The sequence below is a fragment of the Cyclobacterium sp. genome, assembly GCF_014762705.1.
In the GTDB taxonomy this organism is placed as follows: Bacteria; Bacteroidota; Bacteroidia; order Cytophagales; family Cyclobacteriaceae; genus Cyclobacterium.
Genome location: NZ_JABURL010000095.1, coordinates 21,532 through 48,491, shown reverse-complemented (window position 1 = coordinate 48,491; position 26,960 = coordinate 21,532). Strand labels below are relative to the sequence as shown.

At 44.2% G+C, this 26,960-nt stretch carries 24 protein-coding genes; 9 read left to right on the top strand and 15 right to left on the bottom strand.

The genetic code is table 11. The features are described 5' to 3' along the window. Positions 1–7: 7 nt before the first annotated feature. Positions 8–2,422 carry an alpha-ketoacid dehydrogenase subunit alpha/beta gene (locus tag HUJ21_RS18430; RefSeq protein WP_291372113.1) on the bottom strand — a complete coding sequence of 805 codons (2,415 nt, stop codon included), beginning with the start codon at positions 2,420–2,422 and terminating at the stop codon, positions 8–10. A 371-nt stretch (positions 2,423–2,793) separates the two neighbouring features. Here HUJ21_RS18430 and ald point away from each other — a divergent pair, with 371 nt between their 5' ends. The 3 genes from ald to HUJ21_RS18415 all read left to right on the top strand — a co-directional run bounded on the left by ald (position 2,794) and on the right by HUJ21_RS18415 (position 6,393). Further along, on the top strand, positions 2,794–3,915 hold the full coding sequence (gene ald, locus HUJ21_RS18425) for an alanine dehydrogenase (protein ID WP_291372035.1): 1,122 nt from the start codon (positions 2,794–2,796) through the stop codon (positions 3,913–3,915). Positions 3,916–4,195: 280 nt separating this feature from the next. Beyond that, entirely contained in the window at positions 4,196–5,545 is a 1,350-nt protein-coding gene (gene hemN / locus HUJ21_RS18420) for an oxygen-independent coproporphyrinogen III oxidase (RefSeq protein WP_291372034.1), read from the top strand. A 32-nt stretch (positions 5,546–5,577) separates the two neighbouring features. Beyond that, the gene (locus tag HUJ21_RS18415) at positions 5,578–6,393 is read left to right on the top strand and encodes a Cof-type HAD-IIB family hydrolase (RefSeq protein ID WP_291372033.1); all 816 of its coding nucleotides are present in this window, start codon (positions 5,578–5,580) and stop codon (positions 6,391–6,393) included. On the opposite strand, the gene HUJ21_RS18410 is transcribed toward HUJ21_RS18415, so the two are convergent. The 8 genes from HUJ21_RS18410 to HUJ21_RS18375 all read right to left on the bottom strand — a co-directional run bounded on the left by HUJ21_RS18410 (position 6,390) and on the right by HUJ21_RS18375 (position 14,352). After that, a complete protein-coding gene (locus tag HUJ21_RS18410; protein ID WP_291372032.1) occupies positions 6,390–7,073 on the bottom strand; it encodes a DUF2461 domain-containing protein in 684 nt (227 codons plus the stop codon). The two genes, HUJ21_RS18415 and HUJ21_RS18410, sit on opposite strands and share 4 nt — an antisense overlap. A 306-nt stretch (positions 7,074–7,379) precedes the next feature. Then, complete coding sequence (locus tag HUJ21_RS18405; protein ID WP_291372031.1) at positions 7,380–8,090, bottom strand: SIMPL domain-containing protein; 711 nt, start codon at positions 8,088–8,090, stop codon at positions 7,380–7,382. Between the two features lie 280 nt (positions 8,091–8,370). Beyond that, complete coding sequence (locus HUJ21_RS18400; RefSeq protein ID WP_291372030.1) at positions 8,371–8,979, bottom strand: alpha/beta fold hydrolase; 609 nt, start codon at positions 8,977–8,979, stop codon at positions 8,371–8,373. Beyond that, complete coding sequence (locus HUJ21_RS18395; RefSeq protein ID WP_291372029.1) at positions 8,967–9,926, bottom strand: ring-cleaving dioxygenase; 960 nt, start codon at positions 9,924–9,926, stop codon at positions 8,967–8,969. The genes HUJ21_RS18400 and HUJ21_RS18395 overlap by 13 nt, the downstream gene beginning before the upstream one ends. A gap of 60 nt (positions 9,927–9,986) precedes the next feature. After that, entirely contained in the window at positions 9,987–10,514 is a 528-nt protein-coding gene (locus tag HUJ21_RS18390; RefSeq protein WP_291372028.1) for a YceI family protein, read from the bottom strand. A gap of 81 nt (positions 10,515–10,595) precedes the next feature. Next, a complete protein-coding gene (locus tag HUJ21_RS18385; protein ID WP_291372027.1) occupies positions 10,596–11,045 on the bottom strand; it encodes a MarR family transcriptional regulator in 450 nt (149 codons plus the stop codon). 117 nt (positions 11,046–11,162) lie between these two features. Then, positions 11,163–13,682: an FtsX-like permease family protein gene (locus tag HUJ21_RS18380; protein ID WP_291372026.1), complete on the bottom strand. Its 2,520-nt coding sequence runs from the start codon at positions 13,680–13,682 to the stop codon at positions 11,163–11,165. After that, positions 13,675–14,352 (bottom strand): ABC transporter ATP-binding protein, encoded by a 678-nt coding sequence (locus HUJ21_RS18375; protein ID WP_291372025.1) that lies wholly within the window; start codon positions 14,350–14,352, stop codon positions 13,675–13,677. Before HUJ21_RS18375 ends, HUJ21_RS18380 begins: the two co-directional genes overlap by 8 nt. A gap of 97 nt (positions 14,353–14,449) precedes the next feature. Here HUJ21_RS18375 and HUJ21_RS18370 point away from each other — a divergent pair, with 97 nt between their 5' ends. The 4 genes from HUJ21_RS18370 to HUJ21_RS18355 all read left to right on the top strand — a co-directional run bounded on the left by HUJ21_RS18370 (position 14,450) and on the right by HUJ21_RS18355 (position 18,495). Continuing rightward, on the top strand, positions 14,450–15,127 hold the full coding sequence (locus HUJ21_RS18370; RefSeq protein ID WP_291372024.1) for an arylesterase: 678 nt from the start codon (positions 14,450–14,452) through the stop codon (positions 15,125–15,127). Between the two features lie 123 nt (positions 15,128–15,250). Continuing rightward, positions 15,251–16,990 (top strand): GMC family oxidoreductase, encoded by a 1,740-nt coding sequence (locus HUJ21_RS18365; protein ID WP_291372023.1) that lies wholly within the window; start codon positions 15,251–15,253, stop codon positions 16,988–16,990. Positions 16,991–16,994: 4 nt separating this feature from the next. Next, on the top strand, positions 16,995–17,711 hold the full coding sequence (locus HUJ21_RS18360; RefSeq protein ID WP_291372022.1) for a gluconate 2-dehydrogenase subunit 3 family protein: 717 nt from the start codon (positions 16,995–16,997) through the stop codon (positions 17,709–17,711). A gap of 94 nt (positions 17,712–17,805) precedes the next feature. Then, a complete protein-coding gene (locus tag HUJ21_RS18355; RefSeq protein ID WP_291372021.1) occupies positions 17,806–18,495 on the top strand; it encodes a DUF1080 domain-containing protein in 690 nt (229 codons plus the stop codon). Positions 18,496–18,502: 7 nt separating this feature from the next. Here HUJ21_RS18355 and HUJ21_RS18350 read toward each other — a convergent pair whose 3' ends face one another. The 3 genes from HUJ21_RS18350 to HUJ21_RS18340 all read right to left on the bottom strand — a co-directional run bounded on the left by HUJ21_RS18350 (position 18,503) and on the right by HUJ21_RS18340 (position 20,576). Further along, complete coding sequence (locus HUJ21_RS18350) at positions 18,503–19,216, bottom strand: Crp/Fnr family transcriptional regulator (RefSeq protein ID WP_291372020.1); 714 nt, start codon at positions 19,214–19,216, stop codon at positions 18,503–18,505. Positions 19,217–19,319: 103 nt separating this feature from the next. Beyond that, positions 19,320–19,772, bottom strand: a complete 453-nt coding sequence (locus tag HUJ21_RS18345; RefSeq protein WP_291372019.1) for a type I restriction enzyme HsdR N-terminal domain-containing protein — start codon at positions 19,770–19,772, stop codon at positions 19,320–19,322. A gap of 81 nt (positions 19,773–19,853) precedes the next feature. After that, positions 19,854–20,576 carry a helix-hairpin-helix domain-containing protein gene (locus tag HUJ21_RS18340; RefSeq protein ID WP_291372018.1) on the bottom strand — a complete coding sequence of 241 codons (723 nt, stop codon included), beginning with the start codon at positions 20,574–20,576 and terminating at the stop codon, positions 19,854–19,856. 174 nt (positions 20,577–20,750) lie between these two features. Here HUJ21_RS18340 and hemA point away from each other — a divergent pair, with 174 nt between their 5' ends. Together hemA and HUJ21_RS18330 are read left to right on the top strand one after the other, a co-directional pair. After that, positions 20,751–22,025 (top strand): glutamyl-tRNA reductase, encoded by a 1,275-nt coding sequence (gene hemA / locus HUJ21_RS18335; protein ID WP_291372017.1) that lies wholly within the window; start codon positions 20,751–20,753, stop codon positions 22,023–22,025. Between the two features lie 115 nt (positions 22,026–22,140). Further along, positions 22,141–23,733: a WG repeat-containing protein gene (locus tag HUJ21_RS18330; protein ID WP_291372016.1), complete on the top strand. Its 1,593-nt coding sequence runs from the start codon at positions 22,141–22,143 to the stop codon at positions 23,731–23,733. Between the two features lie 13 nt (positions 23,734–23,746). Here HUJ21_RS18330 and floA read toward each other — a convergent pair whose 3' ends face one another. From floA to proS, 3 genes are all read right to left on the bottom strand, one after another. Further along, a complete protein-coding gene (gene floA / locus HUJ21_RS18325) occupies positions 23,747–24,760 on the bottom strand; it encodes a flotillin-like protein FloA (RefSeq protein WP_166147377.1) in 1,014 nt (337 codons plus the stop codon). Positions 24,761–24,763: 3 nt separating this feature from the next. Continuing rightward, the gene (locus HUJ21_RS18320; RefSeq protein WP_291372015.1) at positions 24,764–25,225 is read right to left on the bottom strand and encodes an NfeD family protein; all 462 of its coding nucleotides are present in this window, start codon (positions 25,223–25,225) and stop codon (positions 24,764–24,766) included. A 150-nt stretch (positions 25,226–25,375) separates the two neighbouring features. Further along, a complete protein-coding gene (proS, locus tag HUJ21_RS18315; protein ID WP_291372014.1) occupies positions 25,376–26,857 on the bottom strand; it encodes a proline--tRNA ligase in 1,482 nt (493 codons plus the stop codon). Between the last annotated feature and the right edge of the window lie 103 nt (positions 26,858–26,960).

The window sequence follows — 26,960 nt, the reverse complement described above, 5'->3', positions numbered from 1 at the left end:
TTTTTATTTAATAAATGGCCGGAAATTTACCCGGATTGGCTTCATGCATGATTTCATATACCTTTTCTATCACATCATCACTGCTGGGTTTGGAGAAATAATCCCCATCCGATGAATAGGCCGGCCTGTGTTCTTTGGCGGAAAGGGTTACAGGCTTCGCATCCAGGTAAAAATAAGCATTCTGCCCTTCTATTACCTGCTGCATCATAAATGCCGATGCCCCACCAGGAACATCTTCATCGGCAAAAATGACACGATTGGTCTTCTTGACAGAAGCAGCTATGATCTGATTGACATCAAATGGAACAAGGGTTTGCACATCTATCACCTCTACGGAAATCCCTATTGCAGCCAACTCCTCGGCAGCATTCAACACTATTCGGCACATGGCTCCGTAGGTCACAACGGTAATGTCCTCACCTTCTCTTAGAATCTCAGGATGACCTAAAGTCAATTTAAAATCCCCAATATTCGAAGGCATTTTTTCTTTTAAGCGGTACCCATTGAGAACCTCAATCATGATGGCTGGCTCATCTGCCTCCAAAAGCGTATTGTACATTCCCGCAGCCTGGGTCATGTTCCTGGGTACACATAACAATATTCCTCTCAGACTGCTCAAAATCATCCCAATGGGTGATCCGGAATGCCAAACCCCTTCCAGCCGGTGCCCTCTGGTCCTGATGATCAAAGGTGCTTTTTGCCCGCCTTTGGTCCTGTAATGCAAACAAGCAAGGTCATCTGACAGGGTCATCAAGGCATAGATCAGGTAGTCCAGGTATTGAATCTCTGTGATAGGCCTCAAACCCCTGAGGGCAGCACCAATGCCCTGGCCTATGATACTTACCTCTCTTATTCCCGTATCCGTTACCCTCAGTTCACCATGTTTGGCCTGCAGACCTGCGAAGGCCTGATTCACATCCCCAATTTTGCCTACGTCCTCTCCAATCGCAAAAACCCTGGGATCTCTGGCAAGCATCTCATCAAAACAAGCTTTCAATACTTCACGGCCGTCTACCATAGGTGATGGATCGGTATACTGCACCGGCACCGGAACTATTTCAGACGAACGGGCTTTGGATTCACTGTACTGATGACTGGAGTAACGCTCCTCATTCAATTGCTTCTGTAGGCGGTACCATTCCTGAATTTTGGCTTTTATCTCGGTTGGCTCATTTCTAGCCAGGAACAATGCTTTTCTGACAGAACTGATGACATCCATGCGGACAGGGTTGAGCATTTGTCTTAAATCCTGGGCCAACTGGTTCAATTCACTTTTGCAGGCACTGTTACCTGCCAACTCCCTGATCAGCAGGACCGCTTCGTCCAATTCTTTCTTTATCGTAGTAGTAAACGCCTTCCAGGCTTTGTCCTTACTGTCCTTTACCAGTTGTTTGGTAGCTTCATCTATCTTGTCGAGTTCCTCTTTGGTGGCAAAATTATTATCCAGGATATATTCCTTGAATTTTACCACACAATCATTTTCCGCTTCCCAGGCCAACCGTGCTTTGCTTTTATACCTTTCATGGGATCCCGATGTGGAATGGCCCTGTGGTTGGGTCATTTCGGTAACATGAACCAATACAGGAACATGTTTTTCCCTAGCCAAAGTTGCTGCTTTCCTGTAGGCAGTCACCAAACCCTCATAATCCCAGCCTTTTACAACCAGGATCTCATATCCCTTCTCTTTGTGATTTCTTCTAAATCCTTCCAAAGCAGTAGAAATACTCGCCTTAGTAACCTGAAATTCATTGGTAACTGAAATACCATAGTCATCATCCCAAACCGAAATCACCATGGGCACCTGTAAAACTCCTCCCGCATTGAAAGTTTCAAAAAACATTCCCTCTGCGGTGGAGGCATTACCGATGGTCCCCCAGGCCACCTCGCTGCCTTTATTGGAAAAAGTCTTCATGTTGTGGAGTGCGGGGTTTTCCCTGTACAGCTTGGAAGCATACGCCAGTCCCAAAAGCTTTGGCATTTGGGCTGCAGTGGGAGAAATATCCGCGGTAGAATTCTTGATCTCCATCAAATTCTTCCATGAGCCATCGTCATTCAGGGACCTGGTGGCAAAATGCCCATTCATCAACCGGCCTCCACTGGCAGGTTCTGCTTTGATATCCGTATGTGCATAAAGCTGTGCAAAGTACTCCTGCAATCCCAATTCCTCCATGGCAAACATCAAGGTCTGATCCCGGTAATATCCTGACCTGAAATCCCCTGGTTCAAAATACCTGGCCATGGCCACCTGAGCCAATTCCTTTCCATCTCCGTAGATGCCGAATTTGGCCTTACCCATGAAAACTTCTTTCCTCACCGTCAAAGAGGCATGCCTGCTGATCATGACCATCTTGTAATCGGCTAAAATCCGCCTTTTATCTGAAATTACTGCTTTTTCTTCAGTCAATGTGGATAAGGATTCCATATTCATCAATTAAACTGTTTTCTTCTCATGGGGAGTACCAAGGTTTTCAAAAATACACATTTTTTGGAGTTATCCCAATTTTCAAAAGTATAAAAAATCAATTAAAAACAATATTATTCTAAATTATCGGAAATAAACATTAAAAAAAGAATTAAATTCCTTATTATTTAAATTTACAACATAAACCATCAATCAGCGGCTGCCAATATTATTTATACTTCTATCTCAGGGATGAAGAACTAAAAAAAACCCGGCTATTTTTATTATCTCCCAACTTTTTATGGAATCTGAAAACTTTTCTCAGATGAAAGTTCCCTGCACTGTGCAGGCTGCTTATATTTGCTGAAGACTTTAACCAAACCATATCAACCATGCGCATAGCCATTCCCAAGGAAATCAAAAACAATGAAAACAGAGTAGCCCTAACGCCCGCAGGAGCGAAGGAGTTCGTCAAAAATGGCCATGAGGTTTTTGTTCAAAAGTCGGCCGGAGAAGGCAGTGGATTCATGGATGAGGCTTACGAAACAGCCGGGGCAAAGATCCTGCCCAGCATTGAGGCTACCTATGAAACAGGCGAAATGGTTATGAAGGTCAAAGAACCCATCTCCTCGGAATATGAATTGATCCGGGAAGACCAGTTGCTGTTTACCTATTTTCATTTTGCTTCTTATGAACCGCTTACCAGAGCCATGGTGAAAAGCAAAGCGGTCTGCCTTGCCTATGAAACCGTTGAAAAACCAGACAAAAGCTTACCCCTGCTGGTGCCAATGTCTGAGGTAGCAGGCCGCATGGCCGTTCAGAAAGGGGCAAACTATCTGGAGAAACCTCTGGGTGGAAGGGGAATTTTGTTGGGCGGTGTACCGGGAACTCTACCTGCAAAAGTCTTGATCCTGGGCGGGGGTATTGTAGGCACCCAGGCGGCATGGATGGCCTCAGGGCTGGGGGCGGATGTAATCATTCTGGATGTGTCCTTGCCACGCATGCGTTACCTTTCTGATGTCATGCCCAAGAATGTCAAAACCATGATGTCCAATGAATACAATATCAGAAACCTAATTCCAACGGCTGACTTGATCATAGGAGCTGTACTTATCCCCGGAGCCAAAGCACCTCACCTGATCACCAAAGATATGCTCAGGGAAATGGTGCCCGGCACCGTATTGGTAGATGTGGCGGTGGATCAGGGAGGTTGCATAGAAACCTGCAAACCTACCACTCACGAAAAACCCACCTATACCATAGAAGGCGTACTTCATTATTGTGTAGCCAATATGCCGGGAGCGGTCCCCTATACTTCCACACTTGCGCTGACCAATGCTACCTTGCCTTATGCATTGGAATTGGCCAAAAGGGGCTGGAGAGATGCATGTATCAGGTACCCTGAACTGAAAGCCGGGCTAAACATCATCAAAGGAGATGTGGTGTATCAGGCAGTCGCCAATACTTTTAACCTTCCCTACGTACCTGTAAGTTACTATCTGAACAACAATTAATGTCATGTCCAGCCTGAATCTACAGGTTATCCGGTGGCTCCTTTGAGCTACCTCAACGTCACAAAAAGCCCCACCCAGTTACCACCATGCTTGTTTTTTTACCCTGACCTAACTCAAAATATACCCCTCATTCAAGCGTTGTCATGACACCAGGTATTTTGATTTAAAAAGCAACTTGCAGCAAAACCCTGATTTTTATCAGGCTTTTAAACTTCTCTTGTCATAGTTTCCGGAGGCATGGATGGGGTAATTTGTACTTTCAAATAATTATTCTATCCCTATGTCGGCATCAGACCTCATTAAAAAATACAATGTCCCGGTCCCAAGATATACCTCCTACCCGGCCTTACCACACTGGAACAATAGCTTAAGCACAGAAAGCTGGAAAAACCATTTCATTCAGGCATATGAAGCATTTGGCAAGTCAGATGGAATTTCCCTCTACATCCACTTACCTTATTGTGAAAGCCTGTGTACTTATTGCGGGTGTAACAAAAGGATCACCAAAAATCACCGGGTAGAATTACCCTATATTTCCGCCATAATGAAAGAGTGGAACCTTTACCTTGAACTACTGGACGAGAAGCCCAAACTTGCAGGTATCCACCTGGGTGGTGGCACGCCTACATTCTTTTCTCCAACAAGCCTCGGAATCCTGCTCAACCACATCAGCAGAACCTCCACCCGCTCAGAGGAATTTGAATTTAGCTTTGAAGGTCATCCCAACAATACCAGCAAAGACCACCTGCAAACGCTGGCCCAATTCGGGTTTTCCAGAGTGAGTTATGGTATTCAGGATTTTGACCAGCAAGTACAGCTCGCCATCCACCGCATACAGCCCTTTGAAAAAGTTAAAGAAGTAACCGTACAAAGCCGACAGCTGGGTTATCGCTCCATAAATTTCGACTTGATTTACGGCCTGCCCCATCAGACACTGGAGACCATGAAAGCCACCTTCCAAAAAGTGAAGGAGTTGATGCCCGAAAGGATTGCCTTTTACAGTTATGCCCACCTGCCAGCTGCTTTTCCGGCACAAAAATCATTTGAGGCTTATTTGCCCGATGAAAATCAAAAGAGGGATTTGTACGAGCAGGGTAAAAACTGGCTCCTCGAAATGGGCTACGAGGAAATTGGGATGGATCATTTTGCGCTACCCGAAGATCCATTGCTAAAGGCCAAAAACAACAACAAACTCCACAGGAACTTTATGGGCTACACCACATCTCCATCAAAAATACTCTTAGGCTTGGGCTGCAGTGCCATCAGTGACATTTATTACGCCTATGGACAAAATGAAAAGTCCGTCGATCTTTACAAAGAGAAAATAATAGGGGGAACAATTCCTTTGGTAAAGGGCCATGTACAAAGTGAGGAAAACCTTAAAATCAAAAATCTAATATTGGAGCTGATATGTAACCACAAAGCTTCCTGGAAAGATCTGGAATCCTTATCAGAAGAGCTGTTGGATCAACTATTGGTTTTTGAGAAAGAGAAAATGGTTGCTTTTGATGCGAATGGAGTAAGGATCACAGAGGAAGGAAAGCCTTTCGTGCGAAACATATGTGCGGCTCTTGATCCCTACATGCAAAACAACAAAAAATCAAAGCCCCTTTTTAGCAAAGCCATTTGAATCCATATCTTTGCGAAAATCATTCATGAATAATGCGCATCAAAGCAATTTGTACAGATATAGACGGGACTTTACTAGATCAGAACCGGGAAATCTCCAAACGCACCCGGGAAGCTTTCGCTGCTCTGCCTGCAAATTTTCCTGTCATTCTGGCTTCATCCAGAATGCCTGCCGCCATGACGCATTTACAGAAAGACCTTCAAAGAGAAAACAATCCTATAATCTGTTACAATGGGGGCTTTGTAATCCATCCTCCCAAAGATCAGCACTCAGCCCTGAGCTCTACCTGGATTGAAGCAAAAATATGCGGAAAAATCGTCGAACTGGCCAGAAATAAGGAGATCCATATCAGTCTCTATTCCGCAAATGAATGGTATGCGCCACAAGTGGATAAATGGACTGAAAAAGAAGAAAAAGCCACCAAAGTAAAAGCAGGCATCCTCAAAAATGCTGTCGTTATCGATTCCTGGCAAAGGGAGCAGCGGGGTGCACACAAGGTCATGTGCATGGGAGAGGCTACTGCCATTCAATGGCTTTATGGTCAATTGGAGCAAAATTTTTCAAGCCTGCTTCATCTTTATCGCTCCAAAGACACCTATATAGAAATTGCCCCTCGGTCCATTTCCAAAGCGACAGGTTTGGAACTGATTCTTAAAAACTACGACATTGCCATGGAAGAGGTCATGGCTTTTGGGGACAATTTCAATGACATCGACCTGTTGAAAAGCGTTGGACTGGGCATAGCCGTGGGAAATGCCAGGGAAGAAGTAAAGGCTGTTGCCAAAAAACTCACGGCCAATAGCAAAGCAGATGGGGTGGCCATGGCCATAGAAGAACACCTGCTTTAAAGCAAAAAGGCCTCATCTTCCGTTGTACCAATGGCCCTTTCCAAAAATTCATAGAAGGGAAGCATCATTTCAAAGGCCGATATTGCCTGTTTCACATAATTTCCGGAGTGAATTTCCTGATCGCTTACAGGTTTTGAAACAATAAAACTTTTGTACTTCAAATACTTGAGGTAGGGGTGATCCTTATCATAATCTCTGGGAGAAGTCTTCAGCTGCTCACCTTCCATATCCCCAAAAAAGGAGTGGAATTCGGGTCGGTGTAGGATGTTGTCTAGTTCTTCTCCTGAATAATCAATCTCCTGTCTTATTTTTTTCAAGGTTTCTGCAGCAGGCATATAGATCCCTCCTCCTACGAAGCTTCCACCTGGCTGCAAATGAAGGTAATATCCCGGGCCGGCTGACTTTTTCCCGCCAATTGCAAAATAGGCCGCCATATTGGTCTTGTATGGCTGCTTGTTGGCACTGAACCTGACATCCCTGTTTTGCCGGAAAATACAATCCTTTGGACGCAGCTCGGAAAAAAGTGGCTGCCTCTCACTCAAAGCCGATAGGATTTCTGCCACATCCTCCAAAAGACGCTCCTTTACCTGTAGGTACCAGTCCCTGTTGGCATCCATCCAATCCTTGGAATTGTTTTGGGTCAATTCTTCAAGAAAATGTAAAATAGGGGTGTTTTTCATGATTTTAAAACTCAACTCATCCGGAAAATGTTATTCTCTCATCTCAACTGCGTTTTTCGGGCAATTAAATATAAAAAATAGTTTCAACATTCCAGGCTACTTAACACCATCTTCCAAACCGTTTTCGCATAAAGTTACTTAAAGGAAAAGTAAAACCATAACCTCTTTTTGGTATATCGAGCGGATCTCATCCCTGGCTACCATCAAGGTTTTGTACTGAATGCTTTACATCAAAAAATGTCCGGAAAAGAACCTTGGATGAAATGACCTGAAGCTTTCCAACTGCCGTTCCGGACACCTGGTTTCTTACCCTTCCATTTCAAACGTAAAAATCATATTGATTTGATCGGTAAGCGTTTGCTCGTCAGGACTTAGTGTTGGAGGAGTATATTGGTCGCTGGCTTTCATTCTCATGGATTCTGCCCTGTAAACCACCGGCTCAATGGAAGATCCCGACTGGTAATTGATTTGATGCACAGAAACCTTGGTTAAATTCAAGGATGCAGCAATGATCTCGGCCTTTCTTTTCGCATCGGCTATGGCAAGCTGCAATAATTTTTCCCGGTACGTTTTTTTGACCTCATCAGATAACCTGTATTCCATTTGGAAGCCCAAATCGGTGGCCTCATGAAGGGCCTGAATTATTTTGACCAAATCTTCACCAGTATCCTTTACCAGGATGCTCAGGTTTTGGCTGGCCACATACCCACTGTCCTTTGTCGTCCCTTTAATGTAAATCCTGTTTACATTTACGAAGTAATTATCCGCTGTCATTTCGTAACCTTTCACACCACTTTTCTCTAATGCATTGGTTACCTGTTTGGCCTTTTTGTTTAATGCGGCTGTCACCTCGGCCGTTTTCATCGCTTTTTCTGAAAGGGAAACAGTCAGCATAACCTCGTCCGGCATTACCTTGATTTCACTTGCGCCCTGTACAGCTATTTGATTTGATTTCTGGGCAAAAGCCCCAAAGGTATTAACCAGGAGAATGAAGATGAACAGAATGATTTGTTTCATGTGCATGTGTTAATAATTTGTTTTTAATAGGCCACCCCGATTTGTCGGGGCAGGATATGGAATCTTTGACGATTAAAATAATCATTGCCCTGTGTGTTTAATGATGATTTTAATCGTGTCGATTTCATGACTTGCTGAATTTCGTTTATGGATACAGCCTTTACGGTATATCTTCTATGAAAGTTATGACAAATCATGGGCCAGAATAAATAAATGCTGGAATCACTGCCACAAAAATATCATCGGCAAGTTTAAACTGGCTTTTTGACAATCAGTTTTATCAACTATTCAGCACAAATTGATTTGCTGCAAGAATTTCTTCCTCCCGTATGCTGTGAAGCCGGTCTGGAAATCCGATTGCTTTCACCCTGGCCCCTAAGGTTGTCAATATGCGCTCGGAATCCTTAATCCTGGAAAAAGGAACATGGAAATCTTCCAGGCTGGCACCAATGAATACCGGTGTACCTTTCAGGTCTCCTTCGTAGGGTGACAGTGATTCACCTATCAAACCTCCGGTAAAAGCAATCACTCCACCATATCTGGCGGGATGTCGTGCTACAAACTCCAGTGAAAGACAGGCCCCCTGGGAAAAACCAATAAAATACAGTTGATCAAGGTCCTTTTTCTGATCCAAAACATGTTGCACCAGATTATTGATTATTTCCAGAGATTGGCTCAGATGAGGCTCGTTTTCCTTTTCCGGGGCCATGAAGCCATAGGGATACCAGGTGTTGCCAGGTGCCTGTGGTGCCAAAATCGCAAAATCATCCAGCGCCAAAGCATCTGCCAAGCCTAACAGGCTGCCTGCAGTTGCCCCCCTGCCATGAATCAGAATGGCAACCTTGTCAGCTGCTGCAAAATCCTTTCCTGTTTTAATTATTCCTTCCATCGTACATCATAATTAACCTGAATCGGTTCAAGTTGCTTTTCAATTTGTGCTCTTTGTGGCTCGGCCCACTCAGGCAGTTTTAACGCATTACCCAGGCCTTCACTGGACTCGTCTATCAAAAATCCTGGCTCATCAGTGGCCACTTCAAACAATATCCCTCCAGGTTCCCTGAAATAGATTGATTTAAAATAATTCCTGTCTTTTACTTCAGTAACCTGTAAGCCAAAGTCATGCAATATTCCCTGAATGCGTAATTGCTGCGTTTCATTCTTTGTCCGGAAAGCCAAATGGTGCACCGAGCCGGCACTTTGGATGGATCGTGAGTCAGGATCAGCTACAACCAAGTCTATGGTTTCCCCTGGCTTCCCAGCAATCCCATAACGGAAACGATTGTCTTGTATTTTATCGATCAAGCTGTAGTTCAATACTTCTGTCAATACTGCAGCAGTTGGCTTGCTATCCCTGACATTCAGGGTAGCACCAAAAAAACCCTTGATGGCCATATCTTCGGGTATACTTCCACCTGACCATCCCTTCCTGTCGTCTCCCTTTGCAGCCACCAACTCCAGACCCATTCCATCATGGTCGGTAAACCTGACCAATTGCTCCCCAAACCTGCTTATTGTATCAGAATGTACAATATTCAGGGAGCTTAACCTGTCTTTCCAAAAATCAAGTGATCTCTCAGGAATCGAAAAGGAGGTGAAAGTCATTTCCCCCAAACCTCTCCTTCCCCTGGCGGCAGCCTTAAATGGGAAAAACGTAAGAATAGTCCCCGGACTTCCCTTTTCTGTTCCAAAATAGAAATGATACACATTCGGAGCATCAAAATTGATGGTTTTTTTTACCAGCCTCAAGCCCAGCACCTGTGTGTAAAAATTAACATTGCGCTGTGGATCTGAGGCAATAGCCGTTACATGATGGATACCTGAAATTAAATTTTCCATGGGTCAAGGATTAATTTCCGGGCCCTGAAAAATCCCAGAACCCGGAATGAATGTACCTATTTATTGTTTTACCAGCTGTATACTGGCCAGAATTTTTACTTCGTCACCGACGACAACACTTCCCGCCTCGGTCACGGCAGACCAGGTCAAACCGAAAGCTTTCCTAGAAATTTTCCCCTCCAGTTCAAAACCAGCCTTGGTTTGTCCATAACCATCCACGGCCACTCCCCCATGGTCTACCTTGAAAGAAACCGGTTTGGTTGTCTCTTTGATGGTCAGTTCACCATTCAGAACAAACTCCCCCTCCTTTTCTTCCAGCTTGCCATTGGCAAAAGTCAGTTTTGGATGGTTGGCGGCATCAAAAAAATCGGCCGATTTCAAATGTGCGTCCCTGTCCTTTTGGTTGGTATCAATGCTGTCAATATTTGCGGTAAAGCCAACGCTTGCTCCAGAAAAATCTTCCTCTTTTGTTGCTGCCTGCCCTTCAAATTCCCTGAAATAACCGGTTACGGTAGAAATTACCAGGTGCTTTACCTTAAAGGATACTTCTGAATGTGTTGGATCAATGGTCCATTTTGTAGTGCTCATAATGTTGAATTTTAATTGTTTACAGATTTATTTTATAAGTTATTACATTTTATGTATATACATTAATTTGGGTAAAAAATTTTACCCTCTTAGTTTATCCAATAGTCCATTCAATTGATTGGCTTCTTCCTCCGAGAGTTGTATGGAATCCTTATTGAATAGCTTAACTTCATTTTCCAACCGACTGAGTGTCTCTAAACCCTTATCGGTAATGGTGATATCCACTTGTCTGCGGTCTTCTGCACATTCCTTTCTTTCCACCATCCCCTTTTGTTTCAGCTTTTCCACCAAACGGGATGCATTGCTCATTTTATTGAGCATCCTGTCCTGAATGGAGGAAACTGTTGTGGGATCCGGGTGTTTTCCCCGGAGAATTCTCAACACATTGTATTGTTCAGGAGACAAGCCGTAAGGCTTGAAAAGCCTGCTTTGGCGGGAAACCAGGTAACTATGGGTATACAGCAAGTTCACCATGGCCTTGGTATAGACATCCTTAAAGGGCTTTTGCCTGATTTCCTCTTCAATTTTCATTTATTTCAATTTGTATTTAATGTATATACATTTATTACAGTTAAAAGGTTTCAATAAAATGTAAATTATTTTTTGAAACCCAATAAAATCCTGATTATCAGGAAGGAAACTGTATTCCTAAGTTCTCAATATATCCATGGTTTTTGCTTTCAGTATATTCAGGCTGTTGATCCAACCCAAAAAGACAGTGAGCGCAGTGATCAGTCCGAAGACCAACAATAAGGGCAGCCATTCCATACGAAAACTAATTTCAAAAACATAATAGCTCAATAAAAAAGCTGCTATTACAGACAGCGCGACCCCTCCTCCTGCGGCAAGGCTACCCAGAAAAAAGTATTCCAGTGCATTGATTTTCAACAAAACCCTTTTTTCTGCTCCTATGATCCTCAATAAAATATTTTCCCTGATGCGCTGAAACTTGCTGATCAGCAGGGAACTGATCAACACCAATACGCCTGTAAGTATGCTAAACAAAGCCATGAACTGAATGACAAAGCTGATCTTGCTCAAGATATCTTCCAGGGTCTCGACTATCATGCTCAGGTTGATGACGGACACGTTGGGAAACTGCCTAACCATCAGGTTTTGAATGTCTGCCGATTCCTGATCATTTTTGGTTTTGGTGATCAGCACATGGAATTTTGGGGCATTTTCTAAAACCTTATCCGGAAAAACCACCAGGAAGTTGGTAGACACTTGTCTGAAATTTACTTTTCTGAAACTCCCCACATAGGTGGTTAGTGGCCTCCCCTGCACGTTAAAGACCACTTCATCTCCTAATTCCACATGATTTCTTTCCGCATAGCCCTCTTCCATGGATACGAAAATGCTGTCATTTTCACTCTCATAAGGAATCAGTTTGCCAGCGATCAGTTCCTCTGTTTTGATCAGGGTATCCCTGTAGGTGACCCTGAATTCGCGGTCATACATGGAGTTGGACCTCCTTTCCTCATCGGCCAATTCCTCATTGTCCTTTTTGGTGAGTCCATTGACTTCCGACACCCCCATCGTAACTATAGGCACGTGCTGCAGAAGAAGCAAGCCTTTTTCTTCCAGCACCGACTTCATGCTGTCTACCTGGTGCGTTTGAATATCAAAAAACAACATGTTGGGTTGGTCCTCCTTATCAGCAAAACGAACTTCATCCAGTAGTTGGTTTTGGATAAAAAACAGGGTGCCGATCATGGCCGTTCCCAAACCAATGGTAGCCAGTAACGACACGGTTTGGTTGTTGGGTCGGTACAGATTGGCCAGGGCCTGCCTGGCGGGATAATTGAGGGAAATCGGAAGAAATTTCCGGATGGCCTTCATGGTGCCCAAAGCCAGAAGCCACAAAGCCCCGAATGCAAAAATCACGTATCCCGTAAACCACAATGCTTCATCCCATTCCTGAAGCAGAAAAAAGCTAAATCCCAGAATAAACAACAAAATGGCTATCAACACCATCCATCGCAAAGGGTCCTTCCCCAGCCCTGTGGTCTGATCATCGGGCCGCAATGTCATCATGGGAGAAACCTTCCTGATTTTGAGTAAGGGAATCAAAGCAAAAAGAATGGATATCAATACACCAGTGATGGTTCCCATGGCGATGGCTTTCCAGGAAATCTGAACGCTCACCTCCACTGGCAGAAAGTCACTGAAAACGAATGGCAACAAAAATTGCAAAAATGCACCCAAAGCAGCCCCCAGCAGGGAGCCGATAAGCCCCATTATGAAAATTTGCACCAAATATACGGTCACGATTTCTTTCGACCTTACCCCCAGGCATCTCAAAACCGCAACAGACGGCAATTTCTCTTTTACAAATACATTGATAGCACTGCCCACTCCTACACAGCCCAGCAAAACGGCAATGAAAGCCACCAGGCTCAGGAAATTGGTGAGGTTTTGAAAGGACCTGCCTGTAGAATTCTTTTGGGATTGCACGGTCTCATGATCTACTTTGTCTTCGTCCCATTGCTCTTCATATTCATTAACCAAGGCCTCTATCTCCAGCTCTTCCGGGAATTTAAAATAATGGACGTACTCTACACGGCTGCCATATTGGACCAGGCCTGAGGCCTCCAATTGGTCCATCGGAATGTAAACAGCCGGTGCCACTGTGGCCGTAATGCCATTTTGGCCGGGCACTCTCTGCAATGATCCTACTATTTCAAGAGTTACATTGCCTACTTTAATACTGTCACCTACAGCTGCTCCAAATTGGGCCATAAGGGTTTTTTCCACCAAAGCCCTTTTGTAGCCTTTCCTGAAATCAGCCTCACCGGCTTCAGGGATTGTTTCCAGCTTTCCATAGAAAGGAAAATCTCCCTCCAATGCCCTTACCTGGGTGAGCCTGCTCTGGCCAACTTTCGGAAAATATACCATGGAAGCAAAATTCACCTCAAAAGCCTGTGCATTGGCCTGGCTTTCTATTTCAGGAAAATCTATGGGTTGCCTCTTTTCCAGGGACAAATCGGCTCCCAAAAGCTCTTTTGCCTGATCATCAATGTCTTTGCTCAGGTTATCGCCAAAAGAAGTAACAGCCACCAAAGCAGCGATTCCGATGACGATGGCAGAAACAAACAAAACAAGCTTAAGCCCCGTTTTCCTCAGCTCCCTTTTCGCCATTAAAAATGACCAGTTCCAATCAACCATTGACCGCCTCCTGTAATTTTCCTCCTTTAATATGTATAGATTGATGGGTTTTAGCGGCCAATTCCAGATCATGAGTGACCAGGATCAGGGTAGTGCCCTCTTCTTCATTGAGCTGAAAAATAAGGTTTTCCACCATTTCCCCGGTTTCAGTATCCAGGTTACCGGTGGGCTCGTCGGCAAATAAAATTTTCGGTTCGTTGGCAAAGGCCCTGGCGATGGATACCCGCTGTTGTTCTCCTCCAGATAGCTGGTTGGGATAATGCGTCATCCGGTCGCCCAAACCTACTTTTTCCAATAGTGCAGTTGCCTTTGTCCTGGCATCCTTCCTTTTTTTGAGTTCCAGGGGAACCATCACATTTTCCAGTGCGGTAAGGGTTTGTAAAAGTTGAAAATTCTGAAAAATAAAGCCAACCATCTGGTTTCTGATAGCTGCCCTTTGGTCTTCATTCATCTTTTCCAAGGCCTTGTCACCCAATATTACGCTGCCAGAACTGGCCACATCAAGTCCGGCACAAAGCCCTAAAAGTGTGGTTTTTCCGCTTCCGGATGGCCCGACTATGGACAAGGTATCACCAAGGCGCACTTCAAAACTAACCTGGTCCAAAACGGTGAGTTCCCGGTTTCCAGTCCGGTAAGTTTTGGTCAGGTTTTCAACTTTCAATATATTCATAGCTTTCAAATAAAACATAAAAACCTTGGCAACAAAAACAATAGTGAATTAAGTTTAGTAATTTTAACACTTGCCCTTAAAATTAAATTCAATACCAATGAAAAACGCAATTTACCTGTATCCGTTTTACCTGTTTTTGCTTATGCTGGGATTTTCCTGTAGCCAAAAGGAAGATAAACAAGCAGAAAGTGCCCCAGAAAGTACAGAAGTTCAGGAGAAGAGCGAAAGAAAAACCATTTTATTTTTCGGCAACAGCCTGACTGCCGGCTATGGAATAGAGGACTATGAAGCCTTTCCGGCACTGATCCAGGAAAAACTCGACAGTATGGAAACAGATTATCAGGTTATCAACGGTGGATTAAGTGGGGAAACCACGGCCAGTGGTTTGAGCCGACTGGACTGGTTTCTGGAAGAGAAACCGGCCATTTTTATTTTGGAATTGGGCGGTAATGACGGTTTGAGGGGGATTTCATTGGAAGAAACAGAAAAAAACCTTCGCGGAATCATCAATTCGGTTCAGGAAGAGTACCCTGACACAAAAATCCTGTTGGCGGGAATGCAAATCCCTCCCAATATGGGACAGGCTTATACGGACAATTTCAGAAAAATGTATGCCGAGATTGCGGAAGATGAGGAAGTCGCACTTATTCCATTTCTTTTGGAAGGCGTGGCCGGTGACCCGGAATATAATTTACCGGATGGCATTCACCCTACGGCAGCCGGCCATCAAATTGTAGCTCAGACTGTTTGGCAATATTTAAAACCCCTACTTTAATTATCAGCTCACCATTAAAATTGACTGGAAGGTTAAAAAAAGCCTGGTAGATCCGGATAAATTCGTTTTTTATTTTACGAAAATTGTCTTACTTTTTGAAAAATTTTAATCAAATAGAAAAATATGAGTATTCATATACAGTCCGCTGAGGATTCCTATGACGTCATCATCGTAGGATCCGGTGCAGGTGGAGGGATGGCGTCCAAGATTTTGTCAGAAGCCGGTTTAAAGGTTGCCGTTGTGGAAGCAGGTGCTGATTTTGACCCTGCAAAAGAGGAGCACCGCACCCAATTGCGTCCACCCTGGGAGTCTCCAAGGAGGGGGGCCGGAACAGTCAGGCCATTTGGTGATTTTGATGCAGCAATTGGTGGCTGGGATATTGAGGGTGAACCCTATACGCGTGGCCAGGACAGTGAATTCGATTGGTTCAGGTCCAGGATGCTGGGAGGCAGAACGAATCATTGGGGAAGGATATCGCTAAGATTTGGCCCACTGGATTTCAAAAGAAAAAACCTGGACGGACTGGGCGACAATTGGCCTATAGGCTATGAAGATGTAGCCCCTTACTATGATAAGGTGGACAAATTGATCGGTGTTTTTGGGTCTAAGGAAGGTATCAACAACGAGCCGGACGGATTTTTTCTTCCGCCCCCCAAGCCAAGACTGCATGAATTGCACATCAAAAAAGGCGCAGACAAAATCAATCTTCCGGTAATTCCTTCGAGATTATCCATATTGACCCGGCCGGTCAACAATGAACGAGGTACTTGTTTTTTTTGCAGCCAATGCAACAGGGCTTGTCAGATCTATGCAGATTTTTCCTCAGGGACCTGTCTGGTCAAGCCGGCCATGAAAAAAGGAAAAGTGGATCTTTTCACCATGTCCATGGTCAGAAAAGTAACCACCAATGAGCAGGGGGAAGCTACAGGCGTAACCTACATCAGCAAACTGGACATGCAGGAGTACAAACTCAATGCCAGGGTGGTGGTGCTGGGCGCATCAGCCTGTGAGTCTGCACGGATCATGTTGAATTCAAAGTCCAAAACACATCCGGATGGTCTTGGAAACAGTTCCGGGCATGTGGGCCGCTACCTGCATGATTCTACCGGTGCTGACCGGATGGGTATCTTGCCTGATATGATGGACAGGCAGCGGTACAATGAAGATGGTGTAGGCGGCATGCATATTTATACACCATGGTGGTTGAATGAAAAAAACCTGGACTTTGCCAGGGGCTATCATATTGAATACTGGGGAGGCATGGGCATGCCCTCCTATGGATTTGGCGGTGGCATGGATACCATGAGGCAATATGTAAAAGATGAGTTTGGCAACCCAAGTCCGAACGGGGGGTATGGCCAGGGCTTGAAAAAGGATATCCGAAGATTTTTTGGCAGTACTGTTGGTATGTCGGGCAGAGGGGAAAGCATCCCCCAATACAGCAATTACTGTGAGATCGACAATCAGGTAGTAGATAAATTTGGTATTCCTGTCCTGAAATTTCACTACAAATGGACGGATCAGGAATTGAAACAGGCCAGGCACATGCACGAAACATTTGAGGAAGTACTCGGTAGTATGGGTGCCATTATTCTGGGCAATAAACCCGGGGCCGAACAACAATACGGCTTGCACAAACCCGGCCGGATTATTCATGAGGTAGGTACTACCCGCATGGGAGACGATGCCAGCACTTCGGTGTTGAACAAGTTTTCCCAGGCCCATGACTGCAAAAATCTTTTTGTGGTGGACGGCGGGTCGTTTGTTTCTCAGGCAGACAAAAATCCCACCTGGACCATTTTGGCCCTTTCCTGGAGGACTTCCGAATACATCATTGATCAATTAAACAAGAAAAACATTTAAGGCCATGAACAGAAGAGAAAATTTAAAGCTTTTATTCACCGGTTCGCTCGCTTCAGGCTTCCTGTTTACAGGATGCGGTCCCGAAGCTCCTGAGACCACCGAAATCCCACACAATCCCACCATAGGGGAATTTGGCAGTTACGGCAGGACTCCTGAGGAAATCATTTACAATGAAAAGCTCAAATCCGCTACATTTTTCACCGAAGATGAGCGTAAAAAACTGGATGTACTGGTAGATATCATCATCCCTGCAGACGAGACCTCCGGAAGTGCCACAGAGGCCGGAGTACCTGATTTCATTGAATTCATGATGAAAGATATTCCGGGTTACCAAACTCCCATGCGGGGAGGACTGCTTTGGCTGGACCATAAATCAGATGAGATGTTTGGTAGTAAATTTCTGGAAATAAGTGAAGAGCAAAGGATTCAGATCATAGATGAAATCGCCTACCCGGATAAGGCAAAGGCTGAGAATGAAGGAGGGGTACGTTTCTTTAACATGCTCCGAAATCTTACTGCAACCGGCTTTTTTACCAGCGAAGAAGGATTCAAAGATCTGGGCTATGTAGGCAACAGACCCAACGCCTGGGACGGTGTACCCGACGAGGTGCTTGCCAAGCACGGCCTTCAGAATGATCCCAAATACAAGGATGTTTACCTGGACATTACCACCAGGGGCACCATTGCCCAATGGGACGATGAAGGTAACCTGATCGGATAATCCCAAAACCTGTTCTTCAGTTCTTAAAACCTGTGGTGGTTGGTTTAATATCACCGCCGCAGGTTTGCCTTTACATTCAAAACCCAAATTTGCCATGAAATTTTTCCCTGCCTTTTGTTTATTGAATTTCATGCTGATGTCAGGTGCCATACAGGCCCAGAAATTGCCCATTTTTAATGGGAAAGACCTTTCTGGATGGCATGCCGATGTACCCGAAAAAGATGAAAATCCCGGGATAGGTCCTTCATTTGTCGTAAGAGATGGCATGCTGGTGAGCCTGGGCAGGCCCCTTGGACACCTGATTACCGATGATGTTTACGAAAACTACCGCATTACCGCTGAATACAGGTTTCCCGGTGAAACCGGCAACTGCGGGATTCTGGTCCATGCCTCTACCCCCAGGGCATTGTACGATATGTTTCCCAAATCCATAGAAGTCCAGATGATGCATGAAAATGCAGGGGATTTTTGGTGCATTGTGGAAGATATTGCCGTAGAAAACATGGTAGAAAGAAGGGGCAAAAAAGAAGATTGGGGCATCGTAGAAGGTAAAAACAGAAGGATACTAAACCTTACCGACGGATCAGAAAACCCAGCTGGTGAATGGAATCAAATGGTTATTGAATGCTTTCAGGACCGGGTTAAAGTCTGGGTCAATGGAGATTTGGTCAATGAAGGCTTCCAAGCAACTGCCAGCAAAGGTCAGGTGGCTATTCAGGCGGAAGGTGCTGAAGTGGAATTTAAAAAACTAATGCTCGAACCCATTGATGGTCTGACTAAATAAAACTGAGCTACCCGTAAAAATCAGATAGTCTTACCAAACCATTTCTATTCAACAACATTATCTTTTTCCCCTGAAGGTCTATCAGGCCATCCTTCTTGAATTCCGATAAAAGCCGGATCACCGTTTCTGTAGCCGTGCCCACTATACCGGCAATTTCCTCTCTGGTAAGATTGATATCCAACCTTTGCTTACCTGCTCCGTCTACCCCATAGCTGTCTCCCAACTTTAAAAGGGTTAAGGCCAGCCTTTCCCGGATGGATTTTTGGGTGGCATCCGTAAGTTTACTTTCCATCATACCCACATCGTGACAGAGGGATCGGGTAAGCCTTCTGTGAAAATTATTGTCTTCCGACAATAATTTTAAAAATACTTCCTTAGGAACAAAACAGATTCTGGCATCCTCTACAATGGTAGCTGTAGTGGTATAAGCCTCCTCTGCTATCATGGAGGTATACCCTACAAAATCTCCCTTCTGGGCCAACCTGATGATTTGTTCTTTACCATTGGATGCTGTTTTAAAAATTTTCACAACCCCGCTGTTGATACAAAAAACACCTAAAGGCTTGGTATTTTCATAATAAAGAATTTGTCCCTTTTTATGGGAGATAAAATTTTTACTGTCCGTGATATTGCAGAGATGCTCCTGACCCACTTCAGAAAACATGGAAAATTTTCTACTCAGACACAATTCGCAAGGGGTACTCTTTTCAGGCTTATTCATGTTCAGGGAAGAAATTTAATTCTCGCTAAAATTATTGGTCAAATTTAACAAATTACATGACTAAAGTCACTGAAAAACGGATATTTAAATTAAACCCCAAAGCTCAGTCAGTAGAGAATACCGGAAAATGATTGATTTGTCGGTAATTACCTGATTTATTGTCCATCCTAAGGCAAATATGTTTGCGCCCATTGCTGATGCCTAAAAAAGTCGCCTTGATTTTTTGGTTGTAAACCCCAACCTGCTCAATGGTCTTTTGGGTCAATGGTACCTCCGGGGCTTTACATTCCATCAGGAAAAAAGCTTTTCCTTCCCTGTTCAATACCAGGATATCAAATCTTTTTTGAAGGGCGTTGTAAGTCAACCCCCTTTCCAGGGCAATTAAACTTTTCGGATACTTGAGTTGGCCTATCATGTACTGCACAAGATGCTGTCGGACCCACTCCTCTGGAGTCAAAAGTAAATTTTTCTTTCTCAGGGGATCAAATATATACCATCTCCCATTGCCTGCCTCTTCTATTCGAAAATCATGGGCGGGAAGGTTAAGTTTTTCCATCTGCGGCTTTTTTAGCCTTTCTTCCATAAAACAAAATTGAATGAATTTAACCGTTACAAAAAATGATCCATAAGATTTTTCTCAAAATTTCAAATATGGGGCAATTCTATCTACCCAATCTTCAGAAAAAATCCGGATTTGAAGCAGGTCTGAAGCCATTTTATATGCCCCATGCTGCTTTCGGTAAGCTACAATTACCTTGGCCTCACCAAAGGCTATGTAAGGATGCTGTGAAAGTTCCTGAACTGTGGCCACATTGATATCGATCTTGCTTGTAATGTTGGAGCTGAAGGGGAATGTAGCATATATTTTCTCCGCAAGTGCCGCATCTACCCCATACACCTCTAATAGCTGCTCTGCCCTGTTGAATCCTCCCAGTTTGCTTCGAAATGCCACGATTCTTTCGGACAGCACAGGCCCTACCCCATTCACCAGTTGAAGCTCCACAGCAGTGGTCTCAGAAAAAGCAATGGTATTCAATCCCGGTTTCACGGGTGCCCTCAGGCTGCTTCCCTGCTTCTTTGCTTCCCTGTTTTCTTTTTCCTGAGGAATCGTGGTCCCGGCATCTGCGTCAAGCGGTTTTTTTGAGGATAAAGCGGAATCCTCTTCAAGCATCCGGAACTTTTCCAGGTAGCTGGAATAACTTTCTTCGCTGCTGGCCCTGTAGTAGGCACTGACCCAATACGGAAATGCATAAAGCAGGACCAAAACAGGGACCACAAATACAAAACCCCTGGCCTCCCGCCGGGAAAAGCCAAAGTAGGATTTCAAAAAATAAAACAACCTATCTACCATTGGTTTCATCTATTGACAGCATAAATTAATATTATTGGAATTATATTCCAAAAATTCGCATTATTGCAAGTAGGTAAAAGATGAAAAAATTTATTTAGAAGGATTATAAATTAAACTCGCTTCAGCGATTTAATTCCATTCGTCCCTTTTCTATGATAAATTTGTCATTGGAAGTATTTCATTATGCAATCAAAGTTTAAAGCTTTAAGTCTCTCATACAAAAATGCACCTGTAGAAATCAGAGAATTGGTGTCCTTGGATGATACTGCCATACGGTCCCTATTAACCAAATTAAAGGATTTTTTCAGCCTCACAGATACACTAATTCTATCTACCTGCAACAGAACAGAGGTTTATTACAGCCATGAATTGGACCTTTCCACCGAAATCATCAAGCTGGTTGGGCTGGAAAAGGGATTATCCAATACCATAGCCTACCTGGAGTACTTTGACATATTTCATGATGACAGATCCGCCATCAACCATCTTTTCCGGGTGGCCATGGGCTTAGAGGCACAGGTTGTAGGTGACATGCAGATTTCTAACCAGGTCAAAAGGGCTTACCAGGCATCGGCAGATATGGAAATGGCCGGTCCTTTCCTGCACCGGCTCATGCATACCATCTTTTTCACCAACAAGAAGGTGGTTCAGGAGACTCAGTTTCGGGATGGAGCAGCCTCAGTTTCTTACGCTGCGGTAGAATTGATTGAAGAATTGACCTCCAACACCCATCAACCAAGGGTCTTGCTGGTGGGACTGGGTGAAATCGGTGAAGATGTGGCCAAAAACCTTGTTTACCTGACCGGTGCCAAGATAAAAATATCCAACAGGACCTATGCCAAAGCCCAGACACTTGCCTTAGAATATGGCTTTGAGGCCATCCCATTCGAAGATAGTTTTGAAGCGATGAAAGAGGCGGATGTCATCATTTCATCCGTTATGAAATCCGAACCTTTTATTACCAAAGGTTTGGTAAGTACCTTTGACATCAAAAGCTACAAGCTTCTGGTAGATCTTTCTGTCCCAAGAAGTATTGATACCGCAGTGGAAGACATTCCCGGAGTACTTCTGTACAATGTGGACAATATCCGGAGCAAGGCCAGCGAGACACTTAGCCAAAGGACTGCTGCCATACCACAGGTGGAACAGATCATTGAAGAAAACATCAATGAGTTTTACGATTGGAAAAAAGAAATGATGGTATCTCCAACCATCAATAAACTTAAAAACAGTCTGGAGCAGATCCGGAAAGAAGAATTGGAAAGGTACCTGAAAAATGCAGATACCCAGCAATTTGATATTATTGATAAGATCACAAAGAGTATGATGCAGAAAATTTTAAAAGTGCCGGTGGTACAATTAAGAGCAGCATGCAAACGTGATCAGGCGGAAGAGATGATAGACATTATCAACGATTTATTTGACCTGGAAAAACAGCAAGATTCCAAAAAGGCTTAAGGGTTATTGGATTTTCTTTTCCGGTTTCATATTTTTTAATGAAACGGTTCACCTGGAATAGGGTTATATTGAGAAAACTGCAAATTATTTTTACTTTCACCCAAAAGAAATCCTTATGCGAAAATTTCATCCATGGCCATTTTTAGTAGTGGTGTTTTTATTGATCGGAAACATTGAAAAAGCAAATTGTCAGGTATGGGAGGTTTTTGACAAGCAACTGAACCTGGAAAAGAAAATCTCCAACGGAGACATTCAACTTTTAGGCAATTCCATCAGAATCAATAATTGGGAAAACGACTTGTTGTTTCTGGGACCGGACTACGAGTCTTTTGCCACAGTGGACAGTTCCAGCCTTTACCAGTACCTTGAGCCCTGGATCATCATCAAAAACGAAAATAAATTTGGTGCCTTTCACGAATATGGGGAACAGGTAATGCCAACTGTCTACGATGAAATAGCCACCTATTACAATTTGCTGCTTGCCAGAAAAGGGAATGCCTATTATGTTTACGACAGGGGCAAAAGGACCACCCAACCCATTGGAACCTTTGCAATGGCCAGATTTGCTAAAAACGGACAGGTGATCGCCAAAAGAGAGGACGGCTCATTTGCCTTGCCCTTATCCGAAAATCCGGATCACAGGTATATTTTCCTGAGCGACCCTTGCCTGGACGTGATTATTGCGGAGGAAAATTCCGGTCTTGGCTTGATCAACCGGGAAGGGGATTATATTCTCAAACCAATTATTGATGAAATCAGGCACCTGGAAGAAAATTATTTCTTTGCCCGCAATGAAGCAGAATACCTGCTGATCAATGCCCTGTCTACGGATGCAGATATCCGGTACAACAGTTTTCATAAAATCAGCCTGGAGCACGATGTATTGGTGGAATATATTCACGGCAGGTTGCGGAGAATCATGAAAAATGATGGTATCCTGTTGGATATTGTGGGGATGGATTCCGTGAGAAAGGTGGGCCAACATTATAATGTCCATTTTAAAAACCAGAAAACAGGGCTGCTCAACGCCCAGGGAAAGTGGGAAGTCCGGCCTACCCTATCCGCTCAAAGGATATTCCCGGGAAGTGAGGGGCTTTTTGGGGCCCTTATGGGTGAAAAGTTTGGATACATCAATGCAACCGGGGATACCATTATTGACCCGGTATTCGACCAGGTAAAAGCTTTCTCAGAGGGTTTTGCTGAAGTGAGGAAAGGTCAGCAATGGGGATATGTCAACCCAAACAATGAAATGCCCATCCCCTTTTCATTTGAAAAAGCTGGGCCATTTTCGAATGGTGTGGCCATTGTGGTAAAGGATGGCAGGTTTAACCTGATCAACCAACAAGGGGAAATGTTGCTGGAAAACTCCTGCGAACGAATCAGCAGGACCGGTACGGGGTATTTTCTGTTGGAAAATGAAGGACTTATGGGAATGGCCAAACCAGATGGGCAGTTGATCAGTCCGGCGGTCTACGAAGAAATCAGAAGAGAAGGTCCGGATCAGGTGTTGGTCCGGAAAGGAGAGGCCTACGGGATAATAAAGGAAAACGGGGATTTTATCCTTCCATTACACTACAGCAAAATCCTTTTTGACAAGGAAAATGACAGGATTTTGGCAAAAAGTAAAGGCAGCGTAAAGGCTGCATCAGAAGAAATAGCTGCTGAGCATTCGCAGGGGCAGAAAAAGAAAAAAAATAAAGGGGCTTGAAGCCCCTTTATTTTTATTTGTTTTTATCGTTACCTTTTGACCGGTCGCTTGATTTGCTTTCATCGGAATTGGCGATGGAATCCCGCATACTGGTATCGGATTTCACATTTTCCATTTTATAATAATCCATGATTCCCAGATTACCGGATCTGAAGGCTTCGGAAATGGCTTTGGGAACTTCTGCCTCTGCTTCTGTGACTTTTGCCTTCATTTCAACATTCTTGGCTTTCATCTCCTGCTCCAGGGCTACGGCCATGGCTCTTCTTTCCTCTGCCCTGGCTTCTGCTACTTTCAGGTCTGCCGTTGCCTGATCTATCTGCAATTTGGCACCGATATTCGATCCCACATCAATATCGGCAATATCAATGGAAAGAATTTCAAAGGCTGTTCCGGCATCCAGGCCTCTTTCCAAAACCAGCTTGGATATTTTATCCGGGTTTTCGAGGACGCTTTTGTGATTTTTGGCCGAACCAATAGAGGTAACAATACCCTCTCCTACCCTTGCCAGGATCGTTTCTTCTCCGGCACCACCCACCAATTGGGCAATGTTTGCCCTTACAGTAACCCTGGCCTTGGCAATGAGCTGAATACCATCTGCTGCAACGGCAGCCACACTCGGGGTATTGATTACTTTGGGATTAACGGAAATCTGTACAGCCTCAAATACATCCCTGCCGGCCAGGTCAATGGCCGTTGCTTGCTTAAAGGACAGGGAGATATTTGCCTTGTCCGCTGAAATAAGCGCCCGGATCACATTGGGAACATTACCCCCTGCCAGGTAATGGGTTTCCAGATCATTGGTGGTCAGGTTGAGGCCGGCTTTGGTTGCCGTGATCAGGGAATTAACGATAACCCCGGGAGGAACTTTCCTGATCCGCATACCCACCAATTCCAAAAGGCCAACCTTGACATTGGAAAAAATGGCGGTAATCCAAAGATTTACCGGAACAAAATAAAGGAATATAAAGAGTAAGATCAGCCCGGCAAAAGCTGCAACTAAAATAAACGCCGAATTTGAAATTTCCATGTTTTACGGTTTAATGATGATTTTATTGTTTGCTATTTTTGATATGGTGACCATGGTACCTGAAGAGATAAATCCTCCTTCAGATTTGGCCTCATAAATTTTATCTTCAATTTCTATTTTTCCAAAAGGTTTGAAATCCGAAATGGTCTTGCCCTTTTGACCAATTTCCAATCCTACCAGCCTGTCATCAAAAGTGCGGTTGATGATGGTTTGTTTCAACGCGAAGCGATCCCATACACCCGCCTTGAACCCATACACTAAAAATCCAATGTTCAGCAAAATGGTAAGGGTGGTCACTGTATAGGCTAGCGTTGCCGGAAAATTAAGGAAGGCGTAATAGACACCCATACCGGTAAAAATCAGTCCCAAGGCCCCGACTACCGTGGTACCGGGGACGAAAATCACTTCCATCAATACCAGCAAGGCACCAAATAAAATCAGACTTAACAAAATTAACCAGTCCATAGGATCAAATTTCAGGCTTCAGATAACATCCAAACCTTTTTGTAAATTTACAAGAAATCCTCAAAATAGAAAGCCAAACGAGCGAATCGTCTGGCTTTTCTAATCATACCCTTACCGGGGATCATTTTCCGGAAATGCTTATGTCATCTTTCAATATGCCCTGGCAAACAACACCCTTCCTTTGGAGGGCTTACCTGAAAGGACACATTCACCATCTTCCTGCACCTGGTCCAATGGGATACAGCGAATGGTAGCTTTGGTCTTTTCCTTGATCTGGTTTTCGGTGGCTTCGGTTCCGTCCCAATGGGCCGATACAAACCCCCCTTTGTTTTCCAATACCTCCACGAACTCCTCCCAGGTATCCACAGCGGTTGTTTTTTCCTGTGTAAATATTCTGGCTTTCTCGTAGATACTTTTTTGGATATCGTCCAGGGTTTCCTTGATTTTGGCAGCAAGGTCTTCCTCTTCCAGGTTCACAACCGATTTGGTCAGGTTATCCCGGCGGGCCATTTCCACGGTTTTGTTTTGAAGATCTCTGGGACCTATGCCCAGTCTGAGGGGAACACCTTTGAGTTCGTATTCCGCAAATTTCCATCCTGGTTTAAAGGTATCCCTGTCATCAAACTTCACAGTAATCCCCAAAGCATCCAATGCATCCATGATTTCATGGGCTTTTTCACGGATGGCGGCCAGTTCCTCCGCACTTTTAAATATGGGGACGATCACCACCTGAATGGGGGCCAATTTGGGAGGAAGTACCAAACCGTTGTCATCCGAATGAGCCATAATCAGCGCACCCATCAACCGGGTACTTACGCCCCAGGAAGTGCCCCAGACATGGTCCAATTCTCCATTTCTGCCGGCAAATTTTACATCAAATGCCCTGGCGAAATTCTGACCCAAAAAATGAGAGGTTCCCGCCTGTAAGGCCTTGCCATCCTGCATCATGGCCTCTATACAATAGGTGTCCACAGCTCCGGCAAATTTTTCACTCTCGGATTTTACCCCCCGGATTACCGGTAAAGCCATAAAATTCTCCGCAAATTCCGCATACACGTTCATCATGCGTACGGTTTCTTCTATGGCTTCTTTCTTGGTTTCATGGGCTGTGTGGCCTTCCTGCCAAAGAAATTCGGATGTCCTTAAAAACAACCTGGTACGCATTTCCCAACGTACCACATTTGCCCATTGGTTGATCAGTAAAGGCAGGTCGCGGTACGACTGTATCCAGTTTTTGTAGGTGCTCCAAATGACAGTTTCAGAAGTAGGCCTTACGATAAGTTCCTCCTCCAGTGCTGCTTCAGGGTCCACAATTACGCCTTTTCCTGAAGGGTCGGCCTTTAGCCGGTAATGGGTCACTACCGCACACTCTTTTGCAAATCCTTCTACATGGCTGGCTTCTTTGGAAAGGTAAGATTTGGGAATAAATAAAGGAAAATAGGCATTGGAATGGCCGGTTTTTTTAAACATTCTATCCAGCTCAGCCTGCATTTTTTCCCAAATACTAAACCCATAGGGTTTGATAACCATGCAGCCTCTTACGGCACTGTTTTCGGCCAAATCAGCCCTTTTTACCAATTCATTGTACCACAGGGAATAATCCTCACTTCGTTTTGGTAATCCTTTGCTCATTAGTATTTCTTTGTTGTATTGAAAAAACTCTTTATATTCGGTTCTCGTTTGCAACAAAGATAATTTAAAAAATGATAACCCTCTTGCTATGTTCACGTATATA